Annotated in this window: 22 protein-coding genes and 2 tRNA genes; 12 read left to right on the top strand and 12 right to left on the bottom strand. The window is 60.6% G+C overall.

The features are described from left to right. Nucleotides 1-17: 17 nt before the first annotated feature. Both C7J97_RS15185 and C7J97_RS05020 read left to right on the top strand, forming a co-directional pair. Nucleotides 18-383, top strand: a complete 366-nt coding sequence (locus tag C7J97_RS15185) for a hypothetical protein (protein WP_207657559.1) — start codon at nucleotides 18-20, stop codon at nucleotides 381-383. Nucleotides 384-542: 159 nt separating this feature from the next. After that, complete coding sequence (locus tag C7J97_RS05020) at nucleotides 543-833, top strand: DUF6465 family protein (RefSeq protein ID WP_005927234.1); 291 nt, start codon at nucleotides 543-545, stop codon at nucleotides 831-833. Between the two features lie 121 nt (nucleotides 834-954). Here C7J97_RS05020 and C7J97_RS05015 read toward each other — a convergent pair whose 3' ends face one another. Continuing rightward, nucleotides 955-1,620, bottom strand: coding sequence for a metallophosphoesterase family protein (locus C7J97_RS05015; RefSeq protein WP_005927227.1), 666 nt, complete (start codon nucleotides 1,618-1,620; stop codon nucleotides 955-957). 21 nt (nucleotides 1,621-1,641) lie between these two features. Continuing rightward, nucleotides 1,642-3,573, bottom strand: a complete 1,932-nt coding sequence (locus C7J97_RS05010) for a BMP family ABC transporter substrate-binding protein (protein WP_005927224.1) — start codon at nucleotides 3,571-3,573, stop codon at nucleotides 1,642-1,644. Nucleotides 3,574-3,752: 179 nt separating this feature from the next. Here C7J97_RS05010 and C7J97_RS05005 point away from each other — a divergent pair, with 179 nt between their 5' ends. The 4 genes from C7J97_RS05005 (at nucleotide 3,753) to C7J97_RS04990 (ending at nucleotide 5,206) form a co-directional block, all read left to right on the top strand. Further along, nucleotides 3,753-4,316 carry a DUF1643 domain-containing protein gene (locus C7J97_RS05005; RefSeq protein ID WP_005927221.1) on the top strand — a complete coding sequence of 188 codons (564 nt, stop codon included), beginning with the start codon at nucleotides 3,753-3,755 and terminating at the stop codon, nucleotides 4,314-4,316. A 28-nt stretch (nucleotides 4,317-4,344) separates the two neighbouring features. Continuing rightward, nucleotides 4,345-4,881, top strand: a complete 537-nt coding sequence (locus C7J97_RS05000; RefSeq protein WP_112121282.1) for a phosphatase PAP2 family protein — start codon at nucleotides 4,345-4,347, stop codon at nucleotides 4,879-4,881. Between the two features lie 166 nt (nucleotides 4,882-5,047). After that, nucleotides 5,048-5,121 (top strand) — tRNA-Arg (locus C7J97_RS04995). Nucleotides 5,122-5,129: 8 nt separating this feature from the next. Further along, nucleotides 5,130-5,206, top strand: a tRNA-His gene (locus tag C7J97_RS04990). Nucleotides 5,207-5,312: 106 nt separating this feature from the next. Here C7J97_RS04990 and C7J97_RS04985 read toward each other — a convergent pair. The 10 genes from C7J97_RS04985 to C7J97_RS04940 all read right to left on the bottom strand — a co-directional run bounded on the left by C7J97_RS04985 (nucleotide 5,313) and on the right by C7J97_RS04940 (nucleotide 14,900). Then, the gene (locus C7J97_RS04985; protein WP_113992190.1) at nucleotides 5,313-6,653 is read right to left on the bottom strand and encodes a cell envelope biogenesis protein TolA; all 1,341 of its coding nucleotides are present in this window, start codon (nucleotides 6,651-6,653) and stop codon (nucleotides 5,313-5,315) included. A gap of 18 nt (nucleotides 6,654-6,671) precedes the next feature. Continuing rightward, nucleotides 6,672-6,857: a hypothetical protein gene (locus tag C7J97_RS04980; protein WP_015536643.1), complete on the bottom strand. Its 186-nt coding sequence runs from the start codon at nucleotides 6,855-6,857 to the stop codon at nucleotides 6,672-6,674. Further along, nucleotides 6,845-8,725, bottom strand: a complete 1,881-nt coding sequence (locus C7J97_RS04975; protein WP_113992191.1) for a hypothetical protein — start codon at nucleotides 8,723-8,725, stop codon at nucleotides 6,845-6,847. The genes C7J97_RS04980 and C7J97_RS04975 overlap by 13 nt, the downstream gene beginning before the upstream one ends. Nucleotides 8,726-8,737: 12 nt before the next feature. Beyond that, nucleotides 8,738-9,121, bottom strand: coding sequence for a hypothetical protein (locus C7J97_RS04970; RefSeq protein WP_097784743.1), 384 nt, complete (start codon nucleotides 9,119-9,121; stop codon nucleotides 8,738-8,740). A gap of 65 nt (nucleotides 9,122-9,186) precedes the next feature. Continuing rightward, nucleotides 9,187-9,399 carry a hypothetical protein gene (locus tag C7J97_RS04965; RefSeq protein ID WP_005927203.1) on the bottom strand — a complete coding sequence of 71 codons (213 nt, stop codon included), beginning with the start codon at nucleotides 9,397-9,399 and terminating at the stop codon, nucleotides 9,187-9,189. Nucleotides 9,400-9,409: 10 nt separating this feature from the next. After that, nucleotides 9,410-10,408, bottom strand: coding sequence for a N4-gp56 family major capsid protein (locus C7J97_RS04960; RefSeq protein WP_113992192.1), 999 nt, complete (start codon nucleotides 10,406-10,408; stop codon nucleotides 9,410-9,412). 24 nt (nucleotides 10,409-10,432) lie between these two features. Next, the gene (locus C7J97_RS04955; RefSeq protein ID WP_113992193.1) at nucleotides 10,433-11,359 is read right to left on the bottom strand and encodes a ribosomal-processing cysteine protease Prp; all 927 of its coding nucleotides are present in this window, start codon (nucleotides 11,357-11,359) and stop codon (nucleotides 10,433-10,435) included. A 1-nt stretch (nucleotide 11,360) separates the two neighbouring features. Further along, nucleotides 11,361-13,145, bottom strand: coding sequence for a portal protein (locus C7J97_RS04950; protein ID WP_113992194.1), 1,785 nt, complete (start codon nucleotides 13,143-13,145; stop codon nucleotides 11,361-11,363). A gap of 25 nt (nucleotides 13,146-13,170) precedes the next feature. Continuing rightward, nucleotides 13,171-14,616 carry a terminase large subunit domain-containing protein gene (locus C7J97_RS04945; RefSeq protein ID WP_113992195.1) on the bottom strand — a complete coding sequence of 482 codons (1,446 nt, stop codon included), beginning with the start codon at nucleotides 14,614-14,616 and terminating at the stop codon, nucleotides 13,171-13,173. Continuing rightward, complete coding sequence (locus C7J97_RS04940) at nucleotides 14,613-14,900, bottom strand: hypothetical protein (protein WP_005927190.1); 288 nt, start codon at nucleotides 14,898-14,900, stop codon at nucleotides 14,613-14,615. The genes C7J97_RS04945 and C7J97_RS04940 overlap by 4 nt, the downstream gene beginning before the upstream one ends. Nucleotides 14,901-15,611: 711 nt before the next feature. On the opposite strand from C7J97_RS04940, the gene C7J97_RS04935 reads away from it, so the two are divergent. The 6 genes from C7J97_RS04935 (at nucleotide 15,612) to C7J97_RS04910 (ending at nucleotide 24,275) form a co-directional block, all read left to right on the top strand. After that, nucleotides 15,612-16,664, top strand: coding sequence for a substrate-binding domain-containing protein (locus tag C7J97_RS04935; RefSeq protein ID WP_044960699.1), 1,053 nt, complete (start codon nucleotides 15,612-15,614; stop codon nucleotides 16,662-16,664). Between the two features lie 154 nt (nucleotides 16,665-16,818). After that, nucleotides 16,819-18,360 (top strand): sugar ABC transporter ATP-binding protein, encoded by a 1,542-nt coding sequence (locus C7J97_RS04930; protein WP_113992196.1) that lies wholly within the window; start codon nucleotides 16,819-16,821, stop codon nucleotides 18,358-18,360. A gap of 18 nt (nucleotides 18,361-18,378) precedes the next feature. Continuing rightward, complete coding sequence (locus tag C7J97_RS04925) at nucleotides 18,379-19,377, top strand: ABC transporter permease subunit (protein WP_113992197.1); 999 nt, start codon at nucleotides 18,379-18,381, stop codon at nucleotides 19,375-19,377. 113 nt (nucleotides 19,378-19,490) lie between these two features. Continuing rightward, nucleotides 19,491-19,802, top strand: a complete 312-nt coding sequence (locus C7J97_RS04920; RefSeq protein WP_005927178.1) for a hypothetical protein — start codon at nucleotides 19,491-19,493, stop codon at nucleotides 19,800-19,802. 48 nt (nucleotides 19,803-19,850) lie between these two features. After that, nucleotides 19,851-22,604 (top strand): insulinase family protein, encoded by a 2,754-nt coding sequence (locus C7J97_RS04915; RefSeq protein WP_113992198.1) that lies wholly within the window; start codon nucleotides 19,851-19,853, stop codon nucleotides 22,602-22,604. Between the two features lie 300 nt (nucleotides 22,605-22,904). Next, nucleotides 22,905-24,275, top strand: coding sequence for an NCS2 family permease (locus C7J97_RS04910; protein ID WP_113992199.1), 1,371 nt, complete (start codon nucleotides 22,905-22,907; stop codon nucleotides 24,273-24,275). Nucleotides 24,276-24,277: the final 2 nt, after the last annotated feature.

Raw genomic sequence — 24,277 nt, 5'->3', positions numbered from 1 at the left:
CAATAAGCAAAAATGATATGTACCCCCAATACTGGACACCCAGTATTGGGGGTACATATCAAAACCGAAAAGCAGAAGCTGCCGCACAAAAATACGGTGCGGCAGCTTCTGCTTTTTATCTGCTGCGTCCCCTGCGCGTGCCGACAGTTTCGTTCCGCCTTATTCCTCCCCTGCGAAAGGTCGTTTTTGCCCGCCGTATTTGTACCCGTAGGGCCGCCCGGCTTTCCCGAGAATGGCTGCCTGTTTTGCCGAAAAGTCGTACTCTGCCCGGGAAAAAGCACCGGAAGACTGCTTCGGCCATTTATTCCGCCGTTTCTTACCGATTTTACAATGTTTTTTGCAAAAAAGGCTTTACAAATGAATTTCAAAAACATATTATATAATTATAGGTTCAACTTCTTTACGCAAATAGTTTCGTACCGGTTCGTATGGGGCAGCCGGATCTGTGCTTTTTGCACTGCTTCTGCCTTACGATAGATCATTGGAGCCCGCCGGTGCAGCCCCGCTGCACCAGATCAAATACAGAAGGAAGGTTATGCATCATGCCTGAAAAGAAAGTTTCTACTCCCGCAGCCGATGCTCCGGCTGCCGAGGGCAAGACCCGCAAATCCACCAAGGCTCCCGCCCGCCGCGGCCGCCCGCCGCTGGCCCCCGAGCTGTATGTAGAGATGGGCGGTGAGCAGTACAACATCACCGACATCATTGACCGCGCCAAGGCAGACTACCGCACCACCCACAAGGTCGGCGTACAGTCCTGCAAGGTATACGTCAAGCCCGAAGAAGGCGCAGCCTACTACGTCATCAATAAGTTCTCCGGCAAGCTGGAACTGTAACTTTTACAGGGTCACAGGCAGCACCGCACTGTTGCCGCGCCCGCTATTCCCACAATACGGCTCCACCAACAAAAAAAGACACCGCACAGCTGTGCGGTGTCTTTTTTGCATAGGCAGCGGCTCAGAACCCCAGCATCCGCCAAAGGGTCTTACGCTCCTCGGTCGGTGTCGGGTCCGGGATCTCGAACACATAGCGCTCGGTGGCGTTAATAACGGTGGTGTTGCCGCGGGTGCATACCCGAGGCAGCTTTGCATCGTAATTCAGGTGTATATGCCCGTGGATGAACCATTTAGGCTGGTACTCGTCCAAAATCTCGTTGAAGCACTCAAAGCCCCTGTGGGCACAGTCGTCCCCATCGTTCAGTCCCTTGGCCGGGGCGTGGGTCAGCAGCAGGTCGATGCCGCCCCTTTTGTGCGCCTGATGCTTCAGCTTGTGCACACGGCGGCGCATGGCTTTCTCGGTGTACTGGTAGGTATCCTCTTTATTATAGCGCTGACAGCCCCCCAGCCCCATGATGCGCAGCCCCTTCCATGTGTACACCTGATCGTCCACGCAGATGCAGCCGCCGGGTTCCCCCTGAGTCTGGTAGCTGCCATCGTGGTTGCCGTGCACATACAGGATGGGTGCAGCGGTAAAGTTTGTGAGATATTCCAGATACTTTTTGGGCAGATCCCCGCAGGAGAGGATCAGGTCGATGCCTTCCAGCCGGGCGCGGGTGTCATAGTCCCACAGCGCCTTGGACGGGACATCTGAAATGGCAAGAATCTTCACGTTCGTATGCTCCATTCTGTTTCCGGTCAGGCCGGCTCATTTCTCCAGACCCTTTACGTTGTCCAGTCCGTTGATCGCCAGCACGGTACGAGTCTTGACGTCCAATTCATCGTAATGGGGCAGCTTGCCGTGTACACAGGCATCCAGCCAATCCATCTCCATCAGCTCTTTGGGGCTGTAAACTCTATTCTCCGGGGAGTGCAGGTTGTCCTCGTTATCATACAGCTTTTCCGGGAAGATGTGCACATTATCCGAGCCCTGCAGCGTTTCCAGCAGATCCAGCAGCTGCCGCGTACCGCTGGGCAGCGCTTCCTGATACTCCAGATCCTCTGCGCCGCTGCGCAGACCCCACCAGTAGTTCACTGCGCGGGTGGTGGCTGCATTGTCCCAGCTGCCGTCAAAAATGGAGCGCACGATTTGCACATAAAAGGTATCCCACCGCCAGATCGGCAGACCCAGCGGCTGTAAGCTGCCGTCCGGCAGTTTGCGGCACAGGCCGTAGTCCCGGTTGGTGTTGGCAGGCTCCCGACTGTCCCGGGCGTAGACCATGTCGATCTCCGGGCAGTCGGCAAAATCCAGCGGATGGGCGGCATCGGGCTGGCAGGCCCAGCGCAGCCAGATACGGCCTGCCGGGCGCACGCTCTTCAGCCCCTGCGCAAAGGCGTTGATCGCAGCGGGCACGCCGTACACGGGGTTTGCCGCCACATAGCCGATGTGCCCGGTCTTGGTCATGATACCGGCCAGCATCCCCAGCAGATAGGTCACTTCATAGGTGCGGGGGTAGTAGGTGCGCACCAGCGGGTGCGGCGCGTTCAGCGAGCAGTTCAGGATGCGGGTCTTGGGGTGCTGCGCCGCCACCTTCAGGCAGGCGTTGTACATCCGCACGCTGGTGGCGAACACCACGTCCGCATTGTTGTGGGCTACTTCCTCCAATATCTGCTCCGCGTCCACCTCCGGGTTCACATCCTCGTAGCAGCTGATATACACCTTGTCCGGGAAGACCTTGGCCAGCGCATCGCGCCCCTCGTCATGCGCACGCACCCATGCGCTGATCTTGGCGTTGTACTCGTGGAGAAACACCACCCGCAGCTCACTGGGCTGCTTGCTGGGGCTGAAGATATTCAGCTTGGACAGCAGCGGCTCTGCGGGGCTCTTGGGCGGTTCCAGCGAAAGCTCCACGCCATGGGGCTCGGTGAGCACCTTCACCTCGTTCCACAGCTTTTCCAGGTTCTGCCGTACCTGCGCCGGGGTGGCGTCGTAGGTGTCGGAGTAGCGGTACACCGACAGGTACACCAGCAGCGCATCACCGGTGGTCAGCCCCAGGGATCTGCCGCCCAAGGCTTCGAACTGCTGGTGGAACATGGTGTAGAAGGCGGCAAAGTTCAGCCGGTCATCCTCCGACCATGCCTCGCCGCTGGCCTTGCACACCAGCGTCTGCAGCTTGCTGTAGCCGCCCAGCTTGGAGAAATGCACATAGTTCACCTTGGACAGCTTATAGAAATCCAGAAACTCGTAGTAGATCTTATTTTCCAGATCCTCGGTGCGGGCGGGGATGAGCCGGGTGACCGTGCCCGGGATCTTGACGGCGCCGTAATACTTGAGCACCGAGACCCGCTTGTTGCCCTCCTGCACATAGAACCGGTTCATGTACTCAAAGGCGATGATGGGAGTATGGATGCCCTCTTCCAAGTGCGCGTCACACAGGTTCGACCACTTGGCAGCAAACTCGGTATCCGGCTCCAGCAAGGGCATAAAGTCATACGAAAAGGCAGTGTGCCGTCCGCTGGTCTTGGTGCCCACAAGACTGTCCGACGGGATCTCCACCAGCCCCAGCGGCTCCTGCGCCACGATATCCACGCCCTTGAGCACATCGTCCAGAACAGCCAGATAGGGCGACTGGCCGCGGGATATGCGGGCACGATAGGCGCGCTGCCCTGCGCGCAGTGCACTTTTATAATCTTCCAGCATAAGAACTCCTTTTTTCTGTAAGCGAAGCGCGGTGCCGCAGTCCCCCTGCCGCACCGGAACACCTCCAGTATACCACAAAAACAGAAATAAGGCAGTATTTTAGGGCTAAAACGGTTGATTTTCCCGGTGGTTTCAGGTACGATAAGAATGATATTCAAAACCGACAGGAGTTTACGATCATGCAGACCATTTCTCTGCCCGTGCTCGAGGCGGGCGAATACGCCGGCGGCATCTGGTATTACGAGCCCCACACCTACCAAAGCTACCGTTACGTTCTGGGGCGGGTGGGCAAGCACCCGTTGGTGTGCATCGGCATCAACCCCAGTACCGCCCAGCCCGGTGCGCTGGACCCCACCTTAAAAAGTGTGGAGCGGCTGGCCGCCGCCAACGGCTTTGACAGCTGGATCATGTTCAACGTCTACCCCCAGCGCGCCACCGACCCCAACGATATGGACAAAGTACCCGACCGCGCCCTGTGCGATGAAAACCTGCGCTGGCTGCAGGCCGTTCTGGCCCAGACCGAGCCCACCATGTGGGCGGCATGGGGCACCCTGATCGAAAAGCGGGACTACCTGCCCGGTCTGATGCGGGAGATGGTGGCTCTGACGCGGGAGCGGGAGATCCCGTGGGTCACCTTTGGCAAGCGCAGCAAAAAGGGACACCCGCACCACCCGCTGTATCTGCGCAAGGATTCCACTCCGGAGCCCTTTGATGTGGAAAACTATCTGGACACCTGTTTCTGATGTCCGCCCCGACAGGAGGAGAGCTGCTTTGACCGCAGAACAGTATAAGCCCATCTATCACTGGTTCAGCGCCCACCCGACTGTAAAGCGGCTGGTCGTTTTTCTGGACCGGTGGCTGCCGCTGGTGCCCTTTGTGTGCTACCCGGTGCTGCTGTGCCTGCTGAACGTCCGGCTCTCGCGGCTGTTCCTCACCCAGAAGCAGGCCGCGCTGGACTTTATGGTGCTCATCGCCCGCTCCGTCTTTGTACCGGGGCTGGTGTTCTGGGGCGGCACGCTGCTGCGCAGTCGGCTGCACTTCCCCCGCCCCTACGAGCAGCCCGGCTTTACCCCGCTGGTGGCAAAGGAGAGCCGTGGGCATTCCATGCCCTCCCGTCACGCGCTGAGCGCCGCCGTGCTGGCGGCGGTGTGGCTGTATTTCTACCCTGCCGCGGGCTGCGTGATGGTGGGCGTTGCCCTGCTCATCTGCTGCCTGCGGGTGCTTACCGGGGTGCATCATGTGCGGGACGTGGTGTGCGGCTTTGCACTGGGCTTTGCGCTGGGCTGTGCCGGAATGTGGCTGCTGTAAGGCCATTCCTACACGCTGGAACGGCCATTTTTGCCCGCAGCGCAAAAAAGTTGAAACTTTTTTCAGATTTTCCTTGACAGAATGCGATGGGTATGGTATTATTTCTCTCGCAGCCTGTGCCGACACAGAACTGCCGCCATAATGGAACCCATTGGGATAACAACGTGCGCCCGTAGCTCAGGTGGATAGAGCAACTGCCTTCTAAGCAGTGGGCCGGGGGTTCGAGTCCCTTCGGGCGCATCTATGTGGTGCCCATAGCGTAGTCGGTTAACGCGCCAGATTGTGGATCTGGAGACCGTGGGTTCGAGTCCCACTGGGCACCCCACCAAAAAGTCCGCTGTTTTGAACAGCGGACTTTTTCTTTTTGGCAGGATACTACAAAAAGTACGGCACCCCGGCAAAGCAGCTGCTTTGCCGGGGTGCCTTTTCTCTTATTTATTCATCTCCTGCAGGATCTTTGCGATCTGGGCGGGGGTATAGCCCTCCTGCCGCAGAGCGGAGGTGATGGCTACATCGTTCTTGCCCTGACTGCGCAGCAGCGCTGCCGTGTAGGGCACCCCGGCGCTGACGGCGCTGCGGCTGCCGCCGGAGGCAGAACCGCTGCTGCCGGTGGCCTTTCCGCTGCTGGAGCTGCCGGACTTTGTCCTCGCAGCCGCTGCCTTGCTGGCGGCCTGTGCGGCCTTCTGCTGGGCGTTAGCCTGCTTCAGCGCCCACTCGCCCTTGGCGATATTCAGCTTCTGGGTAGTCACATTGTTGTTGAAGGCCTGCTGTTTCAGCGCGTCCTGATAGGCGCGCTCGCTGGCGGTGTTATCGTACTGCTGCTGGGTCAGTGCGTCCTGCCGCTGCTTTTCCTGCATCTGCTGGCTCCACTGGGTGTCGGCGCGCTCGGCCTCGTAGGCGCGGTTGCCGGAGTAGATGTTGTACCCGGTGTTCAGCAGGCTGCCCGCCAACGTGCCCAGACCGGTGGTGCCGGTAATGGCCAGCTGCACCACGTCCCCGATGACGCCCAGCACCGTCATGATGTTATTGAAAGTCTGCTGGCGCTGGCTGATTTCCGCCTGCTCCTGCGCGGTGTAGTAGCCGTGCAGGGTGTCCAGCCGGTTCAGGTGCTCCTGATACTGGCCGTAGTCCTTGGCATAGGCGTCGTTGTAAGCCTCGCCTTTCTGCTGCAATTGGGTGTAGTAGTCCTGCAGCTGACGGTCGTACAGGGTCTGGGCGTTCTGCTCCTGTCCGTTCAGTTGGTCCAGCCGGTTCACCAGCTCCTCGCCGCCGCTCTGGTAGGTATCCAGCGCCAGATTGTACAGGGTGGGGATGGCGCTGGCCAGCCCGCCGATCTGCTGCTGATAGGCCTGCTGCGCCGCACTGGTGGCATAGCTGGAACCATATCCGCCGGTCAGGGCAGCAGCCTGTGCCGCCGCGTCCGCGCTGGCGTTGTGGGCGTTCTGGGTATACAGCTGCTCGTACTGGCGGTAAAGCGGGTCGCGGGTGTAGCTGTACTGAAAATTCTCCCGCTCCAGCAGCTGCCCCAGCAGGCTGTTGATCTTATCCTGATAGCTGCTCTGGTAGTCTGCGGGGCGGTTCTGCTGCCACTGCTTCAGGGCGTCGGCCGCATCGGTCACCTGCTGACCGGGGCGGTAGCTGACGTTTGCCATGGCCTTTTCCACATCGGCGCGGCTGTTCAGCCCCTCGGCGCTGTAAGTGGACTGCGCGGCGGGCTGTGCCTGCGTTTGCATCTCCGGCTGCAGCAGTTCCTCCTTCTTTTTGGATGCCATGTAATTCTCCTTTCGTTCTTATAATCCCTGCAGCTTGCTGCGCAGGGTGTCGGACATATTTTCCGTATCCAGATTGGTCAGTACATACTGCAGCTGCTCCTGCATCTGGTACAGATAGCTGCGCAGTGCCCGGGCATCCTCCGGGTCCATGTTATCGCTGAACTTGGGCAGGCCCAGCTTGCTCAGGCCGTTCATGCTTGCCATGAGGCATCCTCCTCCCATAATTTTCCCTTTGCCGGGGCAATGGTGCGCACAAGACTGCGCAGGGTGATCTGCCCTTTGCCGCGCAGCCGCAGCCGCAGCGACCCGCACCGCCGGGGTACAAAGGGCAGGTCAAAGCTGCGGCGGCGGCCTTGGGCGGCAAGGGCGGCCACCGTCTCCCACGCGCCGCCGTCATAGCTCACCGCCACTTCTACTGTGCTGGTGCATTCAGCGTCCAGCCGCAAAGTCAGCCGGGAGAGGTACCGCTGCTCGGTGCCGTCCAGTCCCACATCGCCTGTGACCAGTTCAAAGGGGATGTCCGTTTCCACACCGTCGGTGCTCTGCCAGTCCGGCTCGCGGGTGGGGTCTGCTGCCCACAGCGCCTGTCCGTCCCACAGATAAAGCTGCCCGCCGGTGCTGGTCATATCGCAGGAGCAGACGTCCTCCTCGCTCCACAGCCCCTTCTCGGTATCGTAGACCAACAGACGCGCACTCTCCCGGGAGATGTGCAGGTAGTACCGACCATCCAGCGCACCGCCCACGGCGCTTTGCACGTTGGCAAGCTTTGCAGCGTCCAGCGCACCGGACACCTTGGTGGGCAGACTGCCGTCCCACGCCATGACGCCGTCCGGCGAGAGATAATACAGCGTCTCGTTCAGCACGCACAGGCTGCGGGCGGCGTTTTTGGCAACGCCACGGCAGCGCAGGCTGGAAAGCTGAAAATCCGAAGGCTTGGAGCCGTACAGCTTGTGCAGGGTGTTCTCCTTAAAAAACAGCGCATAGCCCATGCAGGAAGCCGCCCCGGTAAAAGCGCCATCGCTGCCCACAGTGACGGCGTAGCTGTCTGCGGCAATGCCCCGGTAGCTGAACCAGTTGGTGGGGTCGCCCAGCTTGCAGCCGTAGATAACGTTCTCCCTGCTGTTGCAGCCCCACACCCGGTTGTCACACTCGGTCACAAAATCCAGTTCCGGCACCCGGCGCTCCATGGATACCGTCTGGGCGGCTTCCACGCTGCGGTGCTGTTTGCCGTCCATGCTCTGCCACTGGGCGGCGGCGGCGTTCTGCACCAGTGTGCCGTAAAAATACTCGCCCTGTGGGGTGCAGCGCACCCGCAGCCAGTCCTCGCCCACGTCATACACGATTTGGTCTCCGTTCAGCTCCGGGCTCTGTCCCGCCGCCTCGGCGGCTGCGCCCTGCACGGTCACGGTGTCCCACTGCCGGAACAGCTTGCCCAGCCCTGCCGCCGTGATGCGGCAGTATTCCAGCGGGATGGCCGTCCAGCTGCCGGAGTTTTTGCTGTACATCTCCAGCGTGCTGTCGTACCGCCACGGATGGTCGGCATCCTCTACCCTTAAAAACAGCTGTCCGTCTGCCGGTTCGGCGGGCTCCTCCCGGCCAAAGGCCTCCACCTGATAGGTCTTGCCTGCGGCATCGCAGGGGGCAAAGGTCACGCTTTTGCCCGCTGCCGTCCACAGTGCCCCCAGTGCGGCAACGCTGCCGTCTGCCGTATCAAAGGCCAGCTTGTCCGGGAAGATCAAAATTTTTGTGCCGATGCCCACCAGCGCCTTGCGGCCGTCGGTCACAGCGTCCAGCTTCGTCACCGCCGGGGCGGCGGCATCGTCCGGGGTATAGGTGATATCCCGTCCGCAGACGGTCAGCAGACCGTTCAGGTGGTACATCCCGTTCAGCCCGGTCAATGCCCGCAGTCTGCGGCGCGGGGTGCGGGTGCTCAGTGCGGGGAAATCCCGGGTGGAAAAGTTCACTCCGGCGCTGTACTCTGCCTCCGAGCAGCCGTAGGTCTCGTTCAGGCCACCAAAGGCCCGCAGCAGCTGCCGGGTGTTGGCAAGCCGTATTCTGTCTGCCAGTACCATCGCTTCACCCCCTTACCAGCGCCACTGCGCCCGGCTGCGGGGCGGGTAGTTCTGCCGCAGCCAGACCGCCAACTCTGCGTACAGAGCGTTGTACTGTGCCTGCTCCCCGGCGTAGCGGTCGGTCTCGCCCAAGGCGGCATCCATCTGCGCACACAGCAGGTGCGGGTACAGGGCATCAAAGGGCGGCGGTGCCAGCAGCGTCTGGTCATCCTGTACCGGCTGCTCCCACGGACGGTCTGCGCCCACGGCGTCAAACGCCCCGGCGGCGGTGCGGTCAAACAGCTTTGTGCGCAGCAATGCGTCTGCCTCCCGCAGCCATTGCAGCCGGGTCTCGGTTTCAATGCGGCAGTTTGGGCGCAGCTGTTCGGCACGCTCCAAAGCCTCTCCTATGGTCATCTCATCACATCCTTTTTATAAAAAGCCCGGCCGGGGGCATTTCTCCCAGCCGGGCAGCGCTTATTTTACTGCGCCGCGTTCTCCGCAGCGGCAATGCGGGCAGCGGTCAGCTCGTCCTGACGCTGGCTGTGCTCCAGTACCTCGGCCACAGCGGGCGGCACCTCCACTTCCACGCCACGGCGGATCTTGTAGTTCACGCCGTTGACACTGACGAACAGATCGCCCTTGTAGCGGCTGTTGTCCTTGAACAGCCGGATGCGCACATTCTTTTCAGCCATGGGCACCTCCTTAGTTGGCGGCAGCGGTGGCAGAGTAGCTGGACACGCTCTCGATGCGCACCATGTACTGCTCCACCAGACGCTCGGCGGCGCGCATACCCTTCCAGCCCACAGAGGCGCGCTGGTTCAGCGGGTCGTCGCCGTAGCCCAGCTGCTTGACGATGTGCTCCAGGCCGCCGCCCTCCAGCTCGGTCACGCCGTAGGCGTGGGCACCCAGCACCAGCGTACCGAACACCGCAAGACCCGTCGGGCAGGTGTCGTCCTTCCAGATTTTGGCCTCGCTGGTCTCGATAAAGCGGATGTTGCCCAGCTTGCCGATCTCGCCGCGGAACATGGTGTCGGGGTCGGCGTACTTGTGCACCTCCATAAACTCCTTGCAGGTCTTGAGGTCATAGGCCGCATAGGGGTGGATGATGGCAACGTAGCTGTCACCGATGGGGTCAGCGTTCATTGCGCCCAGCTGCGCCGCTGCCTGAAAGAACAGCTTCGGGGTCAGGGTGCAGCTCTTGTCCAGCGCCTTGCGGCTGGTAACGGCGGTCTCGGCACCGTCTGCGCCCAGCTTGGGGGCATAGATGACATTGGTGCCGCCCGCCAGCACATCGCGGGTGATGCTGTCCATGGTGCGGCCGGCCTGACTTGCCAGCACGCGGGTGGCCTGCACCACGTTGTTGTCGATGGCGGTCATCTGCAGCACATCGGTCAGCGGGGTCCAGCCACCGTACTGGTGCAGGTCGCTGGTGATGCTGGTCACGTTCAGGGCCTGACCGTTGGGGGTAACGCCCTCGGTCAGCGGAGTGCTGGCCTTGGGCAGGCTGTCATACTTGCGGAACTCGATGGTCTTGCCGCCGTTCTGGGGCACAGGGTAGTAATCCGCAAACTGGTCGTGCACAAGGCGCGGCTCCGCCTGATCGATCAGGCGCTTCTCGTAAAAGGTCTTCATCTCCACCGACATGGTGCCGGTGGTGTTGGTCTGCGCGTCCGCAAACAGCTGGATGTTAAAATTCATCATGCTTTTTTCCTTTCTCCTGTCAGGTTAAAGTTCAATTTGTGCACCGTGCAGCACACGGCGCTCCAAGGCCTCCCGCTGGGCGCGGGTCATGGCGGCTACGTCCGGCCGTACCGAGGCGGCAGCGCCGGGGCGCAGGCCGTTTTCCAGCGGACGCGCAGCGCGCTGCTGCACCCGCTCCACTACCCCCTGCTCCACGGTCTGTGCCGTGGTGCGCAGGGCATCCTCGTAGTGGGCAAGGCGGTAGGCGTCCTGCACCCGCATGCCGGGCAGCTGCATCAGGCGGCGCATTTCCGGGTTCTTCAGCTCTGCCTTCAGGTCAAAGCCCGGCTGGCTGCGGCGCATGGCGGCCTCCTCTGCCGCCCAGCGGGCGTGCAGGCTGCGCACCGTGTTCTGCACCGGCAGCGGCAGAGGCGGCAGCATCGGGCGCTCCGGCTGTGCGGGTGTTTCCGGCTGCGGCTCCGGCTCTGCCGGGGTCTGCGGCGGTACTTCCGGCTGCGCGGCGGGGGCTTCCGGCTTCAGGGTGCCCGCAGCCACCGCCTGCCGGGTCTGCTCCGGGCTCAACGCGGGGGCGGCTTCACCTTCCGCAAACAGCTGCAAGTCCATCATGCTCTGCTGTCCGCTGCGGCTCACATCCGCAAAGCGCAGATTGTCCGGGTAACGTTCTGCCAGCAGGGTAAAGCCTGCCTTGGCCAGTTCAAATGCACCCTGCACCCACGGCGCTACCGGTGCCTGTGCCGCCACGGCAAGGCGCGGGCCCTCCGGCTCGTCCCAGGCATCGCTGCGGGCGCTCTCCTCCCCTGCCAGCAGGTACACCAGCGCCTGCATCAGGGTGCTTGCGCCAGCGCATACGATATCCTGCCCGGCGGGCGCGTAGCCCGCGTGACCGGCGGCTTCCAGCCGCAGGCTCAGCCCCTTGGGTCCGTCCAGCTCGCTGTAACATACCTTGATCATCTCACTTCACCTCCTTTCCGTTCCAGTTCATGGCACGGGCAGCCGCCGCCACCGGCAGCTGTGCCGTCAGACCGGCGGTGTCCTGCGCCGTTTGGGTGCCGCCGGGCTGCTGCGCAAGAGCGGCAGACAGTCTTGCCATCTGCCCTTGCAGCTGCAACAGCTGCTGCGCCAGCGTGCCGTTCTGCCGCACCCGGGCGCGCACCTTTTCCACCCCTTCAAAGTCCATCATTTCCAGCGCCGCAAGGGCAGCATCCGCGTTGGCGGGGTCAAAGAAGCCCAGCTTGTAGCACTCCTTGGCGGTCTCGTTTTGGGACAGGCGGCTGAAGGTGCTCTTTTTGGCGGCGCTGACCACGATATCAAAGACAGGCTCCCGGCTGCCCAGCTCCACCCCGCCCACGGCGGGCACAGGCTTTGCGCGCAGCCCCTGCGCCGAGAAGGGCACGAATTCGCTCTCGCCGCGCTGGCCGGTGATGCGGAACACCCGCTGCTCGTCGTAGAACTGCCGCATCAGCTCAATAATGAGGTAGCACTGCCTTGCAAAGGCGCGGTAGGCGCTCTTGAGCATATCCCGGCTCAGCTTGCTGCCCGCCTCCTGCAAGGCAGCGATGGCACTGGCAGCGGTCACGCCGCCGGTGGTGCCGCCCTGCGTCAGGTCACGGTTGCCGCTGATCTCCTTCAGCTCCTCGATGCGGCTGTTGCGGTAGCTCAGGCTGTTGCCCTGCAGGCCCGCCGTTTGCAGCGGACGGAAGGAATCTTCGTTCAGGCGTCCCACAACGTGCACAATGTCCCGGCTCAGGTCGGCAAGCTCCTCCTCGTTTACCCCGGCGGTATCGCTGAGCACATACCGCTGGCGGGAGGCCAGCAGCACGTTCTCGTCCATGGCGTGGTTCATCTTATCAATGGCATTCTGGCAGTCCTTCATCACGTCGATGTAGCCGAACCCGGCAGGGGAATCCTCCTCCACGAACAACGGGTCGAACACAAAGGGGTACTTGCCGTGGTCGTACAGCCCGCGCGCCGCCAGCGCCGGGTCGTTCTGGCTGGCATACAGCACCACGCCGTTGCACAGCTTGCAGTAGTGCAGACGCAATTTGCCGTTCTCGTCCGGGCGCTTATAGTACCAGTCCACCACCACGCTCTTGTTGGCGGTGGCCTGGCCGTCCTCGTGGATGTACCGGGGCACGTCCACCACCCCGGCGGCGTGCCCTGCCAGCTGCGGATACTGCGCGGTCAGCCGGGCGGTGTCCTCAAGACTGAGGTGGAACAAGTCCGGCGAGTCCTGAATATCCTGCACGCCCGGCTCCCAGTAGAGCATGAGCAGGTTGACGCTGCGCACCGCAATGTCACCCAGCCCGCCGCGCGCCGCCGGGTCCCAGAAGATGCCGGTAACACCGGTGCCCTGCTTGAGCTTGCGCCACCAGACATCGCTGTACACCTGCTCGTAATCTGCCTGTTCCAGCACCACCGGCAGCACGCTGGAAAGCGCCTGCGCCGTGGCCTGATCGTCTGCCGCCCGGGGCAGCACCATGGGCTCGGGGTAGTTGTCCATGGCGTCGGCGTGCTTGTTGGCGATGCTGTTGAACAGCCATCCGCTGGAGGGCTGCGCCTTGCCGGGCATCAGCGGGTCGCGGTAGTTTTTCCAGTGTCCCATGCGGAACCACAACTCGTTGTCGATCAGGCGCTTGTCCAGCGCCGCCTTGCCCGCCTTGTAGCGCTGCAGCGTCTGCAGCGCAGCCGCCGCCTCTGCCGCGCCGATGGGCAGGGCTTCTGCTCTTGTATCTTCCATAATCTTTCCTTTCTGTCCTGTTTTTTCAGATGCGGTAGAACCGCGCCTGCCGGTGCAGCTCCAGCGGGTCGTCCGGCCTTGGCGGCGCGGCAGAAGCCTCGGGCGGGCTGATGGGATGCTCCATCAGCACATAGCGGCACTCATCGTAGATGTGATCCTCCTGCCGGGTATCGATATCCTCCACATTGCTCTCGTCGTACACAAGGTTCGGCAGAGTACGGATGAAGTGCTTGCAGCTGCTGAACACCTGCAGCATCGGCCGCCCGTCCGGCGCGAACCGCAGCCGGTAGTGGAACTGCATCTTGCCCGCCAGCCGGGTGTGGTCCCCGGGCTGCCAGCGCAGAAAATGCGGGCTGCGCTCCATCATGGCTGCAATGCTCTCGCCACGGCTCTCGTCAAAGATGGCGGGGTCTGCCACCCCGTGGATCACCCTGCCCCGCAGCAGCGGGTCGTTCTGCTCGGCTTCCCGGATGCGCTTTGCCTGCTCCACCGGGTCGATGCGCAGCCCCTCGTTGGGGCGTCCGGTGCAGCCGTACAGCTCCTTGATGCGGTACAGCCGCCCTTCCTCGTCCACTGCATACCACCCCACCGAAAAGGGCTTGGAAAAACCGAAGTCGTACCCGCGCCAGATGGGCCAGTGCTTGGGGATGGCAAAGGGCGCGATGACATGAGTCCAGCGCTGATCCTGATAATGCGCCGGGTCGTTGCGCCATTCGGTGAACACCTGCCCGGAAAAGCTGTCCCAGCTGCCGTAGAGCAGCGCCTGCTTTTCCGCCTCCGGCAGGCTGGCAAGGCTTGCCAGATACCCGGGGTCGTTGGCCAGCAGGGCAGGGTTATCGAACACGCTGGACGGGATGAATACCCGCGCCCGCTCCATCTGCTGGTCGGTGCCGTCCGGCAGGCGCACCGTGACGGTTTCCACAATGGGCGTGCCGGGCGGGGCGGGGGTGATGAACCGTGCCTTCACCCAGCCGTGGCCGATGCCGCCGGGGTTGGTGGTGGCACGCATATACACCCGGGTGCCCGGCCCGGTGGGGCGGTTGCGGCTCATCATGTAGCTGTACTCGTCCCACTCAAAGTGGGTCAGCTCGTCAAAGCCGATAAAATCGTAGGCTTTGCCCTGATAGTTGGTGCGGTCCTTGGTGTACTGCATGGAGCCAAACCAGATCTTTGCCCCGCTGGGAAAGACCCATACATGGGAGGTAGCGTTGTACTGCGCCTCCGGGAAAGCCCGGCGGTAGTACATCTGGCTCTTATCCACAAGGTCGGAAAGCTGTGGGTAGGTCTTGCGCAGGATCAGCGCCCGGTAATGCGGGATGTGCACCTGCCGCAGCGCTTCGATGAGCAGTGCATCGCTCTTGCCGCCGCCCGCCGCGCCGCCGTACAGTGCCTCCGGCTCCGGTCTGCGCATAAATTCCAGCTGCCGGGGCTGCGGCTTCCACACAATGACTGCCCGCTCGGTTCTGTTCATTCCTTCTCCTCCTGTTCCACCGGCGGCAGCAGCACCACGCCGCACTCTGTCCCTTCCAGCTCTGTGCCCTGATCGTTCAGGGTCTTTACCACACCCGCCAGATCCTTGAGTACGGCGGTAGCCTCCTTCAGCCCCTTCATCATCCCGGGGTCGGGGGTGTTTTCCCGCCGGGCGGCCTTCTGCCGCTCGTTCAGCTCCTTCACCTCCTGCGCCAGCAGGGTGCTCAGGGTGTCGGCGGCGCGGTTCAGGCTCTTCAGCCCGGCGGCGGGCTTTGTCTGCCCCATGATGTTCTTCCTCCTTTCGTCCGGTGTCCCGGGCTCTGTACACAGGATATCACCCGCCCGCCGTGCCCGACAGTGTGCACTTTTGCAGGGCCAGCGGGTATTTTTGCGCGGTTGTTTTCCTCATTGTATATTTTACGCTTTCAAAACACAACGCAGTTTCGTCAGTTTTGTTATCCCGACTGGCGCGGCGCGCAAAAAATGGCCGCTCGTATTTCGGGCACTGCCACCAAAAACGTTCGCTGCGCACTGCCTGCCCTATCACTATAAAGGTACAGTGCCGCCCCACCCGGGGAGTAAACATTTTTCTCGACCCGTGTTGTTTTTCCCTTCCGGTAAGAGTGTATAAAAGGCGTTTTCTTTCCGCTGTGTAGTATCCCTGAAAATATCTTTCAAAAAATGTATCGCCCCTTTTCGCGGTTTTTTAGCAGTCATGCAACATTCAGTCATGTTCAAGCATGTTTTTTTACATACCTTCATCATATTTGTATGTTGGTTGCATCGGCATGAAAAGTTGTGATAATTCGCGAAAAGATTTTGTAACCTTTGGTCCGCTTTTGTAGAAACGTAACAAAACATTTGCACCAATCTTGTGAACTTATTCTCTTGCGGAACACCCCCATACAAGGGTATAATACTGTCAGGGATTACGGATGCATGCGACAAATGCGTCTGTGAATATGCTGTGACACACAAATGAAGGAGATTACTATTATGAAAATGATTTCTCGTCGCGACTTCCTGAAGGCTTCCGCTGTTGTGGGCGCTACCGCTGCTATGACCGCTTGCGGCGGCTCTTCCTCCACCAGCACCGCTGCTTCCAGCGTTGCTTCTTCCACCGCTGCTTCTGCCGCTGCTACCAACGGCTCTGCCAACATCGGCGTCTGCATCTATCAGTTTGCTGATAACTTCATGACCCTGTACCGCGCTGATCTGGAAGGCTACCTGAAGGACATGGGCTACTCCGTCACCATCATGGACGGCAAGAACGACCAGAACACCCAGACCGAGCAGATCAACACCTTCCTGCAGCAGGGCGTGGACGTGCTGGTCATCAACCCCGTCCAGACCACTTCCGCTCAGACCATCGTTGATACTGTTTCTCCCTCCGGCACCCCCATCGTGTTCATCAACCGTGAGCCCGAGGAGAGCGTTCTGGATTCCTACAAGGGCAAGTGCTGCTACGTCGGTGCTGACGCTCGTCAGTCCGGTACTTATCAGGGCGAGTTGATCCTCGAGACCGAGACTCAGGGCGATATCAACGGCGACGGCAAGATCACCTACATCATGTGCAAGGGCGACCCCGAGAACATCGATGCTCAGTACCGCACCGAGTACTCCATCAAGGCTCTGACCGACGCCAACAAGGAAGTCGAGTGCCTGTACGAGTATCTGGACAACTGGGATCAGACCACCGCTCAGCAGGACGTTGCAAACGCTCTGTCTCAGTACGGCGACAAGATCGAAGTTGTGTTCTGCAACAACGACGCAATGGCACTGGGCGCTCTGCAGTCCATCCAGCAGGCTGGCCGCACCGTTGGCAAGGACGTCTACCTGGTCGGCGTCGATGCTCTGGTAGAGGCTGTGCAGAACGTTGTCGATGGCAACATGACCGGTACCGTTCTGAACGACGACGTGGGTCAGGCTACCAAGGCTGCCGAGGCTACCAAGCTGTTCGTCGAGGGCAAGGATGTTGAGAAGTACTACTGGGTCGACTACGTCAAGGTCACCAAGGACAACGCTTCTCAGTACCTGAAGGAAGACTAAAGTTTCCCGGAACCAATGCAAGGTGCGCAGCAGGCCTTAACGGCTTGAACGAAAGCTAAAAAGCGCGTGCGTGCGAGAAATCTTCTCCGCGCACGCGCCTTATTTTAGAAAAAGCTGCCCGCCTGTAAACAACCATAAAGGAGGCTTTTGCGGAATGTCAGAATACCGTCTGGTAATGAAAGGCGTGGTCAAGACCTTCCCCGGTGTCAAAGCCCTGGATCATGCTCAGCTGGAGCTCCGTCCCGGCAAAGTCATGGCTCTGATGGGCGAAAACGGCGCCGGTAAGTCCACTCTGATGAAATGTATGTTCGGCATTTACAAGATGGACGAGGGCGAGATCGAATACGAGGGGCAGAAGGTAACCATCCCCACCCCGCTGGATGCACTGGACCGCGGCATCGCCATGGTGCATCAGGAGCTGCAGCCCATTCCGGCTCGTACCGTGGCCGAGAATATCTGGCTGGGACGCTACCCCACTAAGAAATACGGCATCGTCACTGTTGTGGACCATGCCAAAATGTACAAAGATACCGATGAACTGCTGAAGAAACTGAAGCTGGACATCGACCCCCATGCAAAGCTGGGCTCTTTGAGCATCGCCCAGATGCAGATGGTGGAAATCGCCAAGGCCGTTTCCGCCAACTGCAAGGTGCTGATCCTGGACGAGCCCACCTCCTCTCTGACCGCAAACGAGGTCGAGAGCCTGTTCCGCATCATGCGGGAGCTGAAGGAGCAGGGCGTTGCTCTGGTCTACATCAGCCACAAGATGGACGAGATCAAGGTCATCGCAGACGAAGTTACCATCATGCGCGATGGCCAGTACATCGGCAAGTGGGACGTTGCCAGCATGACCAAGGAAGAGATCATTGCAAAGATGGTCGGCCGTGAGCTGTCCAACCTGTTCCCCCCGCTGGAGAACGTGCCCTCGGACGAGGTCATGATGAAGGTGGAGGACTTCACCTCCATCCATCCCCGCTCCTTCCGCCATTGCAGCTTTGAGCTGAAAAAGGGCGAGATCCTGGGCGTTGCCGGTCTGGTGGGCGCACAGCGTACCGAGCTGATGGAAGGCATCTTCGGCCTGCGTGCCCATACCTCCGGTAAGGTGTGGATCAAGGGCGAAGAGGTCAACATCAAGCAGCCCCGCGATGCCATCCGCAAGAGCGTTGCTCTGCTGACCGAGGACCGCCGTGCTACCGGCATTCTGGGCGTGCTGAGCGTTGCCGATAACATCTCCATCGCTTCTCTGGACGCCCTGCGCAAGGGCCCCATCATGCTGGACAACCAGAAGATTTTGGATCTGGTGGCTACCAACAAGGAAAAGATGGCCATCAAGGTGCCCAGCCCCAAGACCCAGATCAAGAGCCTTTCCGGCGGCAACCAGCAGAAGGTGCTGATCGCCCGCTGGCTGGCCAACAACCCCGATGTGCTCATTCTGGACGAGCCTACCCGCGGCATCGACGTCGGTGCAAAGTATGAAATTTACTGCATCATCGCCGATCTGGCCAAGCAGGGCAAGAGCATTATCATGATCTCCTCTGAAATGAGCGAGATCATCGGTATGTCCAACCGTGTCATGGTCATGTGCGATGGCCGTATCACCGGCTTTATCAACGGTAAGGATGCCACGCAGGAGAACATCATGGCGCTGGCTACCCAGTTCGAGACCGCACCTGACGCAGCTGCGGCAAATCAGTAATTAAGGAGGCTGTCTATCGTGGAAGCTACCAAAAAATTGAATGGCAAGGCTGTGGGCAAGTGGCTCAGCAACAACGCCATTATCATGATGATGCTGGCCGTCACCCTGATCGTTGGCATCATTCACCCCAACTTCTTCTCCGGCACCAACATGATCAACCTGTTCAAGAACGTGTCCATCCGCTACATCATTGCGCTGGGCATTTCCGGCTGCCTGATCACCACCGGTAACGACCTGTCCGCTGGCCGTCTGGCTGGTTTTGCCGCCTGCCTTGCCTGCATTTTTGCGCAGACCGAAGGCGCTTCCGGCAAGTTCTATCCCAATATGCCCACCCTGTCCACCCCCGTGGTGTTCATTCTGGTCATTGCCATCTGCGCCATCGTGGGTCTGTGCAACGGTCTGGTGGTCAGCTACCTGAAGGTGCAGCCCTTCATTGCTACCTTGGGTATGCAGCAGGTGGTCTACGGTATCTGCCTTGTGTACACCGGCGGTACCCCCATCGGCTCTCTGAACTCCAACTTCACCGCACTGGCAAAGGATACCTTCCTTGCCATTCCCGTGCTGATCTGGTTCGCCCTGATCGTGGCCTTCTGCTTCTGGTTCCTGTATAATAAGACCCGTCACGGCAAGTATATGTACGCCATCGGCGGCAACGAGGCTGCTGCTGAGGTGGCCGGTGTCAACGTCAACGCTACCAAGATCCGCATCTACATTCTGGCTTCCTGCATGTTCGGTCTGGCCGGCTGCCTGCTGGCTGCAAAGTCCGGCGGCGCATCCGTCAACACCGCACAGGGCTATGAGCTGGACGCCATCGCAGCCTGCACCATCGGCGGTGTTTCCACCACCGGCGGCGTCGGCACCGTGCCCGGCGTTCTGGTCGGCGTTCTGGTCTTTGAGCTGATGAAGGTCGCTCTGCAGTTCATGAACGTCAACTCCTCCTACACCTACATCGTTCAGGGCCTTGTCATTATCGTGGCTGTCGCCATTGATATCCGCAAGTATCTGGCTAAGAAGTAATCTCCTCATCATCCCCCTTTGCACCCGCAGTCTTTGTACTGCGGGTGCTTTTTTTGTCCACATTTTTGTGGTATCATAAGGAAAACATCTTATGCTTACAGGAGGGACTTTCCATGGCACAGCTCACCCCGGATACCCAGACCGAGCTTGAACGCCGCGAGGCCGCACTGGCCGCCCGCGAGGCAGAACTTGCCCGCCAGCAGGCAGAATTGCAGGCGCAGAAGGCCGATTTTGAGCAGGGCAAAAAGCGCCTGCTGGACAACGGCCGCAAGGACTTTGTAAACCCCAAGGAAAAGCTTTACGATAAATTTCCGCTCACGGTGCACCAGATGGACATCATCATCGGCGTGCTGTTCGCCCTGATTGCTCTTTTCCTTGTGCTGGGCGTGACCCACACCAGCTTTTTCGGCCTGTTCGGCGGCTGAGCCGCAGGCGCATCCTCTGTGAAAAACATTCCGTAAAGGAGAATAAAAATGGCACACTATCCCGGTTATACCGTCCTGCGCACCGAGGACTGCCCCGAGCAGCACGGTACTTTGACCCTGCTCACCCATGACGTCAGCGGCGCAGCCGTGCTGCTGGTGGAGAACGAGGACGTCAACAAGGCCTTTGGCATCGGCTTCGGCACCTTCCCCTCCGATGACACCGGCGTGTTCCACATTCTGGAGCACTCCGTGCTGGCGGGCAGCGAAAAATACCCGGTCAGCTCCCCCTTCGTGCAGCTGCTCAAAAGCAGCATGGCTTCCTTCCTCAATGCGATGACCTTCCCGGACAAGACGGTCTACCCCTTTGCTACCCCCAACGAGACCGATTTCTGCAACCTGATGGACGTTTACCTGAACGCGGTGTTCTGCCCGCTGGCTATGGTGGACTCTGCGGTGTTCGAGCAGGAGGGCTGGCACCGGGATGCAGACGGCACGGTCAGCGGTGTGGTCTACAACGAGATGCAGGGTGCGCTGGCCTCCCCGGATGCTCAGCTGCAAAACGCCCTGCAGCGGGCGATGTTCCCGGATACCGCTTACGGCTTTGTGTCCGGCGGCGACCCGGCGTCCATCCCCGCTCTGACCTATGAGAAATACCAGCGGGTGTACCGCCGCCATTACAGCGCCGACAACTGCTGCATCACCCTGTACGGCAAGATGGATATGGCCGATAAGCTGGCACGGCTGGATAAGGACTACCTGTCCAAGATGCCCAAGGCCGCTGCCCGTCCCCGCCTGACCATGCAGGACGAGCAGCCCGGCGCATTCGTGGAGCTGCCCTACTACACCGACCAACCCAAGCCGGATGAGGTGCAGTGCGCACTGGCATGGTACACCGGCGCATTTGCCGACCGTGAGCGGCAGCTGGGTGTGGAGATTTTGCTGGGTGCGCTGCTGAGCACCAACAGTTCTCCCCTCAAGGCCGCGCTGCTGGCCGAGCAGCTGGGCGCAGATATCGACATCGGCTTTGACGACAGCACCCTGCAGCCCACCTTGGAGCTGCTGCTGCGCGGCGCTACGGTGGATTCTGCCCGCAAGTTTGCCCCCGCTGTGCGCAAGGCCGTGGACGAGCTGCTAAAGACCGGCATTCCTCACGACCTGCTGCTGGCCGCTTTGAACGAGGCCGAGTTTGCCTCGCTGGAGCGCCCGGGCAGTCTGCCGGACGGCGTGCTGGATGCCATCAACGCCGCTACCGGCTGGCTGCACACCGGCAATGCCGCCCTGCTGCTGCACACGAACAAGCTTTTCGCCGCCCTGCGCAGCAAGCTGGAAGAGGGATGGTTCGACACCCTGCTGCGGGAGCTGTTTGCCCCCGCCCCGGTGCAGGTGCTGCAAATTCCCACCGCGCCCAAAACCGAGGAAGCCGCCGCCCCGGTGCGCACCGATGGCAAGCTGGTGCTGGAGCACCCCCTCACCGCCGCCGACCTTGGCGCGGGCGATGCCACCCCGCAGGGCAGCGCCGAGCAGCTGGCCGGTGCCACCCTGCTGCGCCACCCCTCTGCCGGCAGCCTGTACCTGAATTTCTACTATGATCTTGGCACTGTCACCCCGGAGGAGCTGCAATACCTGAACCTGCTCACCGATGTGCTGGACGAGCTGGACACCCCCGCCCACACCGCCCAGCAGCTGAACACCCTGCGCAGCACATGGCTGGGCGACAGCCGCGCCCAGCTGGATCTCTGGACCGGGCGGCAGGAGGGCGCTCCCTGCCACGCAAAACTCACCCTCTGCCTAAGCCTGCTGGAACGCAGCCTGGAAAAGGCGGTGGAGATCGGCGGCGAGTGGCTGTACGATACCGTCCTTACCGGCGCTGCCGCCGAAGCCGCCTATGCCCGGGTGGTCAGCCAGCTGAAATTGCGCATGGAACAGCTGTTTATCCAGCAGGGCAACGAGTTTGCCTCCACCCGTGCCCGCGCCCATTATTATGTAGAGGGCGCTGCGGACGAAGCCTGCACCGGCGTGAGTTATTACCACTTCCTGTGCAATCTGCTGGAAAAGGCCGACTGGGCGGCACTGGGCGCAAAACTGGATGCTGTGCGCAGCCGGGTGCTGCAGACTGCCGCCCTGACCGTCAGCCTGCACGGCACCGAGGACGCACTGGAAAAGCTGCGCACCCTGCTGCCGGAAAGCCGCTTTGCCGCCGCCCGGCGCGCCCCGGCGCAGCCCTACACCCAGCCCCTGACGCCCCCGGTGAACGAAGCCTTTATCATTGACGGCGGCGTGAACTACGATGTGTTGGCTTGGCCCATGCCCCTGGACAGCCGCCGCCGGGTGCTGGCGCGGGTGATGAGCTACGAATACCTGTGGCACACCATCCGGGAGGTGGGCGGTGCCTACGGCACCGGAATGCTCTGTGCCGACGGCATCGAGTTTTTGTACACCTACCGGGACCCCCACCTGCGGGAAAGCTACGATACCTTTACACACGCCCCCGCCGCCCTTGCCGCACGGGACTACACCGCCCGGGATCTGGACGAATTCATCGTGGGCACCGCCGCCAAGCTGGACACGCCCCGCAAGGCGCGTGCCGCCGCCCGGGAGCTGGATCACCGGTATTTCTGCGGCATCACGGACGAGATGCTCGCCGCCGACCGCAAGGCGCTGTGCAGCGTGGACGCTGCCCTGCTCAAAGCACAGGCCGCTGCCCTGTCTGATGTGCTGTCCGGCGGCGTGCGGGTAGCCTTTGGCAGCAAGGACGCCGTGGAAGCCGCAAAGGATCTGTTCGACCGGGTAGAGACGCTGTAAGCGCCGGTCATTTGTAAAAAATATTTTATTTGTAGTTCCGAAACACCCGCAGGGTGTTTCGGAACTACTTTTTTCCGCGGACATTTTTTCTGCACAAGGTGCCTGCATTCCGTCCAAATTACTAAAATATGCTAGATTTTTTGTAAGATAAGTCATACTTATTTAAGAAAATTTGAACAAATTGCGAAATTTGTGTGTTTCTGGTGTGGACAAAAACGTTTTCAGCTGATAGAATGGGAGCTGTTCTTTCTCCGCCGTCCGCAACCGGCGGAGTGTTTTATTGGAAGCAGGAGGTTTCTCATGTTAGAAAAGTTCTTTCACCTGAAAGAAAACCACACCGATGTAAAGACCGAGATCATGGCCGGTATCACTACCTTCATGACCATGGCCTACATCCTTGCCGTCAACCCCAACATCCTGTCCGCAGCGGGCATGGATTCCAAGGCTGTGCTGATCGCCACTGCGCTGGCATCCTTCATTGCCACCGCACTGATGGCTGTGTTGGCCAACTATCCCTTTGCCCTAGCTCCCGGCATGGGCCTGAACGCCTATTTTGCCTACACGGTCGTGCTGACCATGGGTTACAGCTGGCAGCTGGCTCTGATGGCCGTCTTTGTTGAGGGCGTCATCTTCATTGCACTGTCCCTGACCAATGTGCGCGAGGGCATCTTCAACGCCATTCCCATGACCCTGAAGAGCGCCGTCAGCGTGGGCATTGGCCTGTTCGTGGCCTTTGTCGGCCTGCAGAACGCCAAGCTGATCGTCAACAGCGATTCCACGCTGGTCACCTACCAGCACTTCAAGGGCGCAACCTTCCACAGCGTGGGCGTGGGCGCTATTCTGGCTCTGCTGGGCGTGGTCATCACCGCCATTCTGCTGGTCAAAAGGGTCAAGGGCGGCATCCTGTACGGCATCCTGATCACTTGGCTGCTGGGCATCGTGTGCGAGCTGACCGGTATCTACGTCCCCGATGTGGATGCCGGCATGTACTCCGTCATCCCCACCGCCTTTGTCAGCTTTGACTTCTCCGCACTGGGCGAGACCTTTGGTCAGGTGTTCAAGACCGACTTCTCCGGTGTTGGTCTGCTGAACTTCTTCGCCGTGATGTTCTCCTTCCTCTTCGTGGACCTGTTCGACACGCTGGGCACCCTGATTGGCGTGGCCTCCAAGGCTGATATGCTGGACGAGGACGGCCGTCTGCCCAACATCAAGGGCGCACTGATGGCAGACTCCATCGGCACCTGCGTGGGCGCTGTGCTGGGTACTTCCACCACCACTACTTTCGTGGAGAGCGCCTCCGGCGTTACCGAGGGCGGCCGCACCGGTCTGACCGCTATGACCACCGGCGTGCTGTTCCTGCTGGCTACCATCTTCAGCCCGCTGTTCCTCACCATCCCCAGCTTTGCTACCGCTCCGGCTCTGATCATCGTGGGCTTCTACATGATGGGTTCTGCCATCAAGATCGACTTCAATGATCCCAGCGAGGGCATCCCCGCCTTCCTGACCATTCTGGCTATGCCCACCGCTTACAGCATCTCCGAGGGTATCGCCATCGGCATCATCTCCTGGACCATCATCAATGTGATCACCGGCAAGGCCAAGGAGAAGAAGATCAGCCCGCTGATGTATGTGCTCACCGTGCTGTTCATCCTCAAGTATGTGTTCCTCTGATT

It is taken from the genome of Faecalibacterium prausnitzii, assembly GCF_003324185.1.
Lineage (GTDB): Bacteria > Bacillota > Clostridia > Oscillospirales > Ruminococcaceae > Faecalibacterium > Faecalibacterium prausnitzii.
The sequence above is the reverse complement of the archived record's forward strand: the minus strand, read 5'-3'. Positions and strand labels throughout refer to the sequence as shown.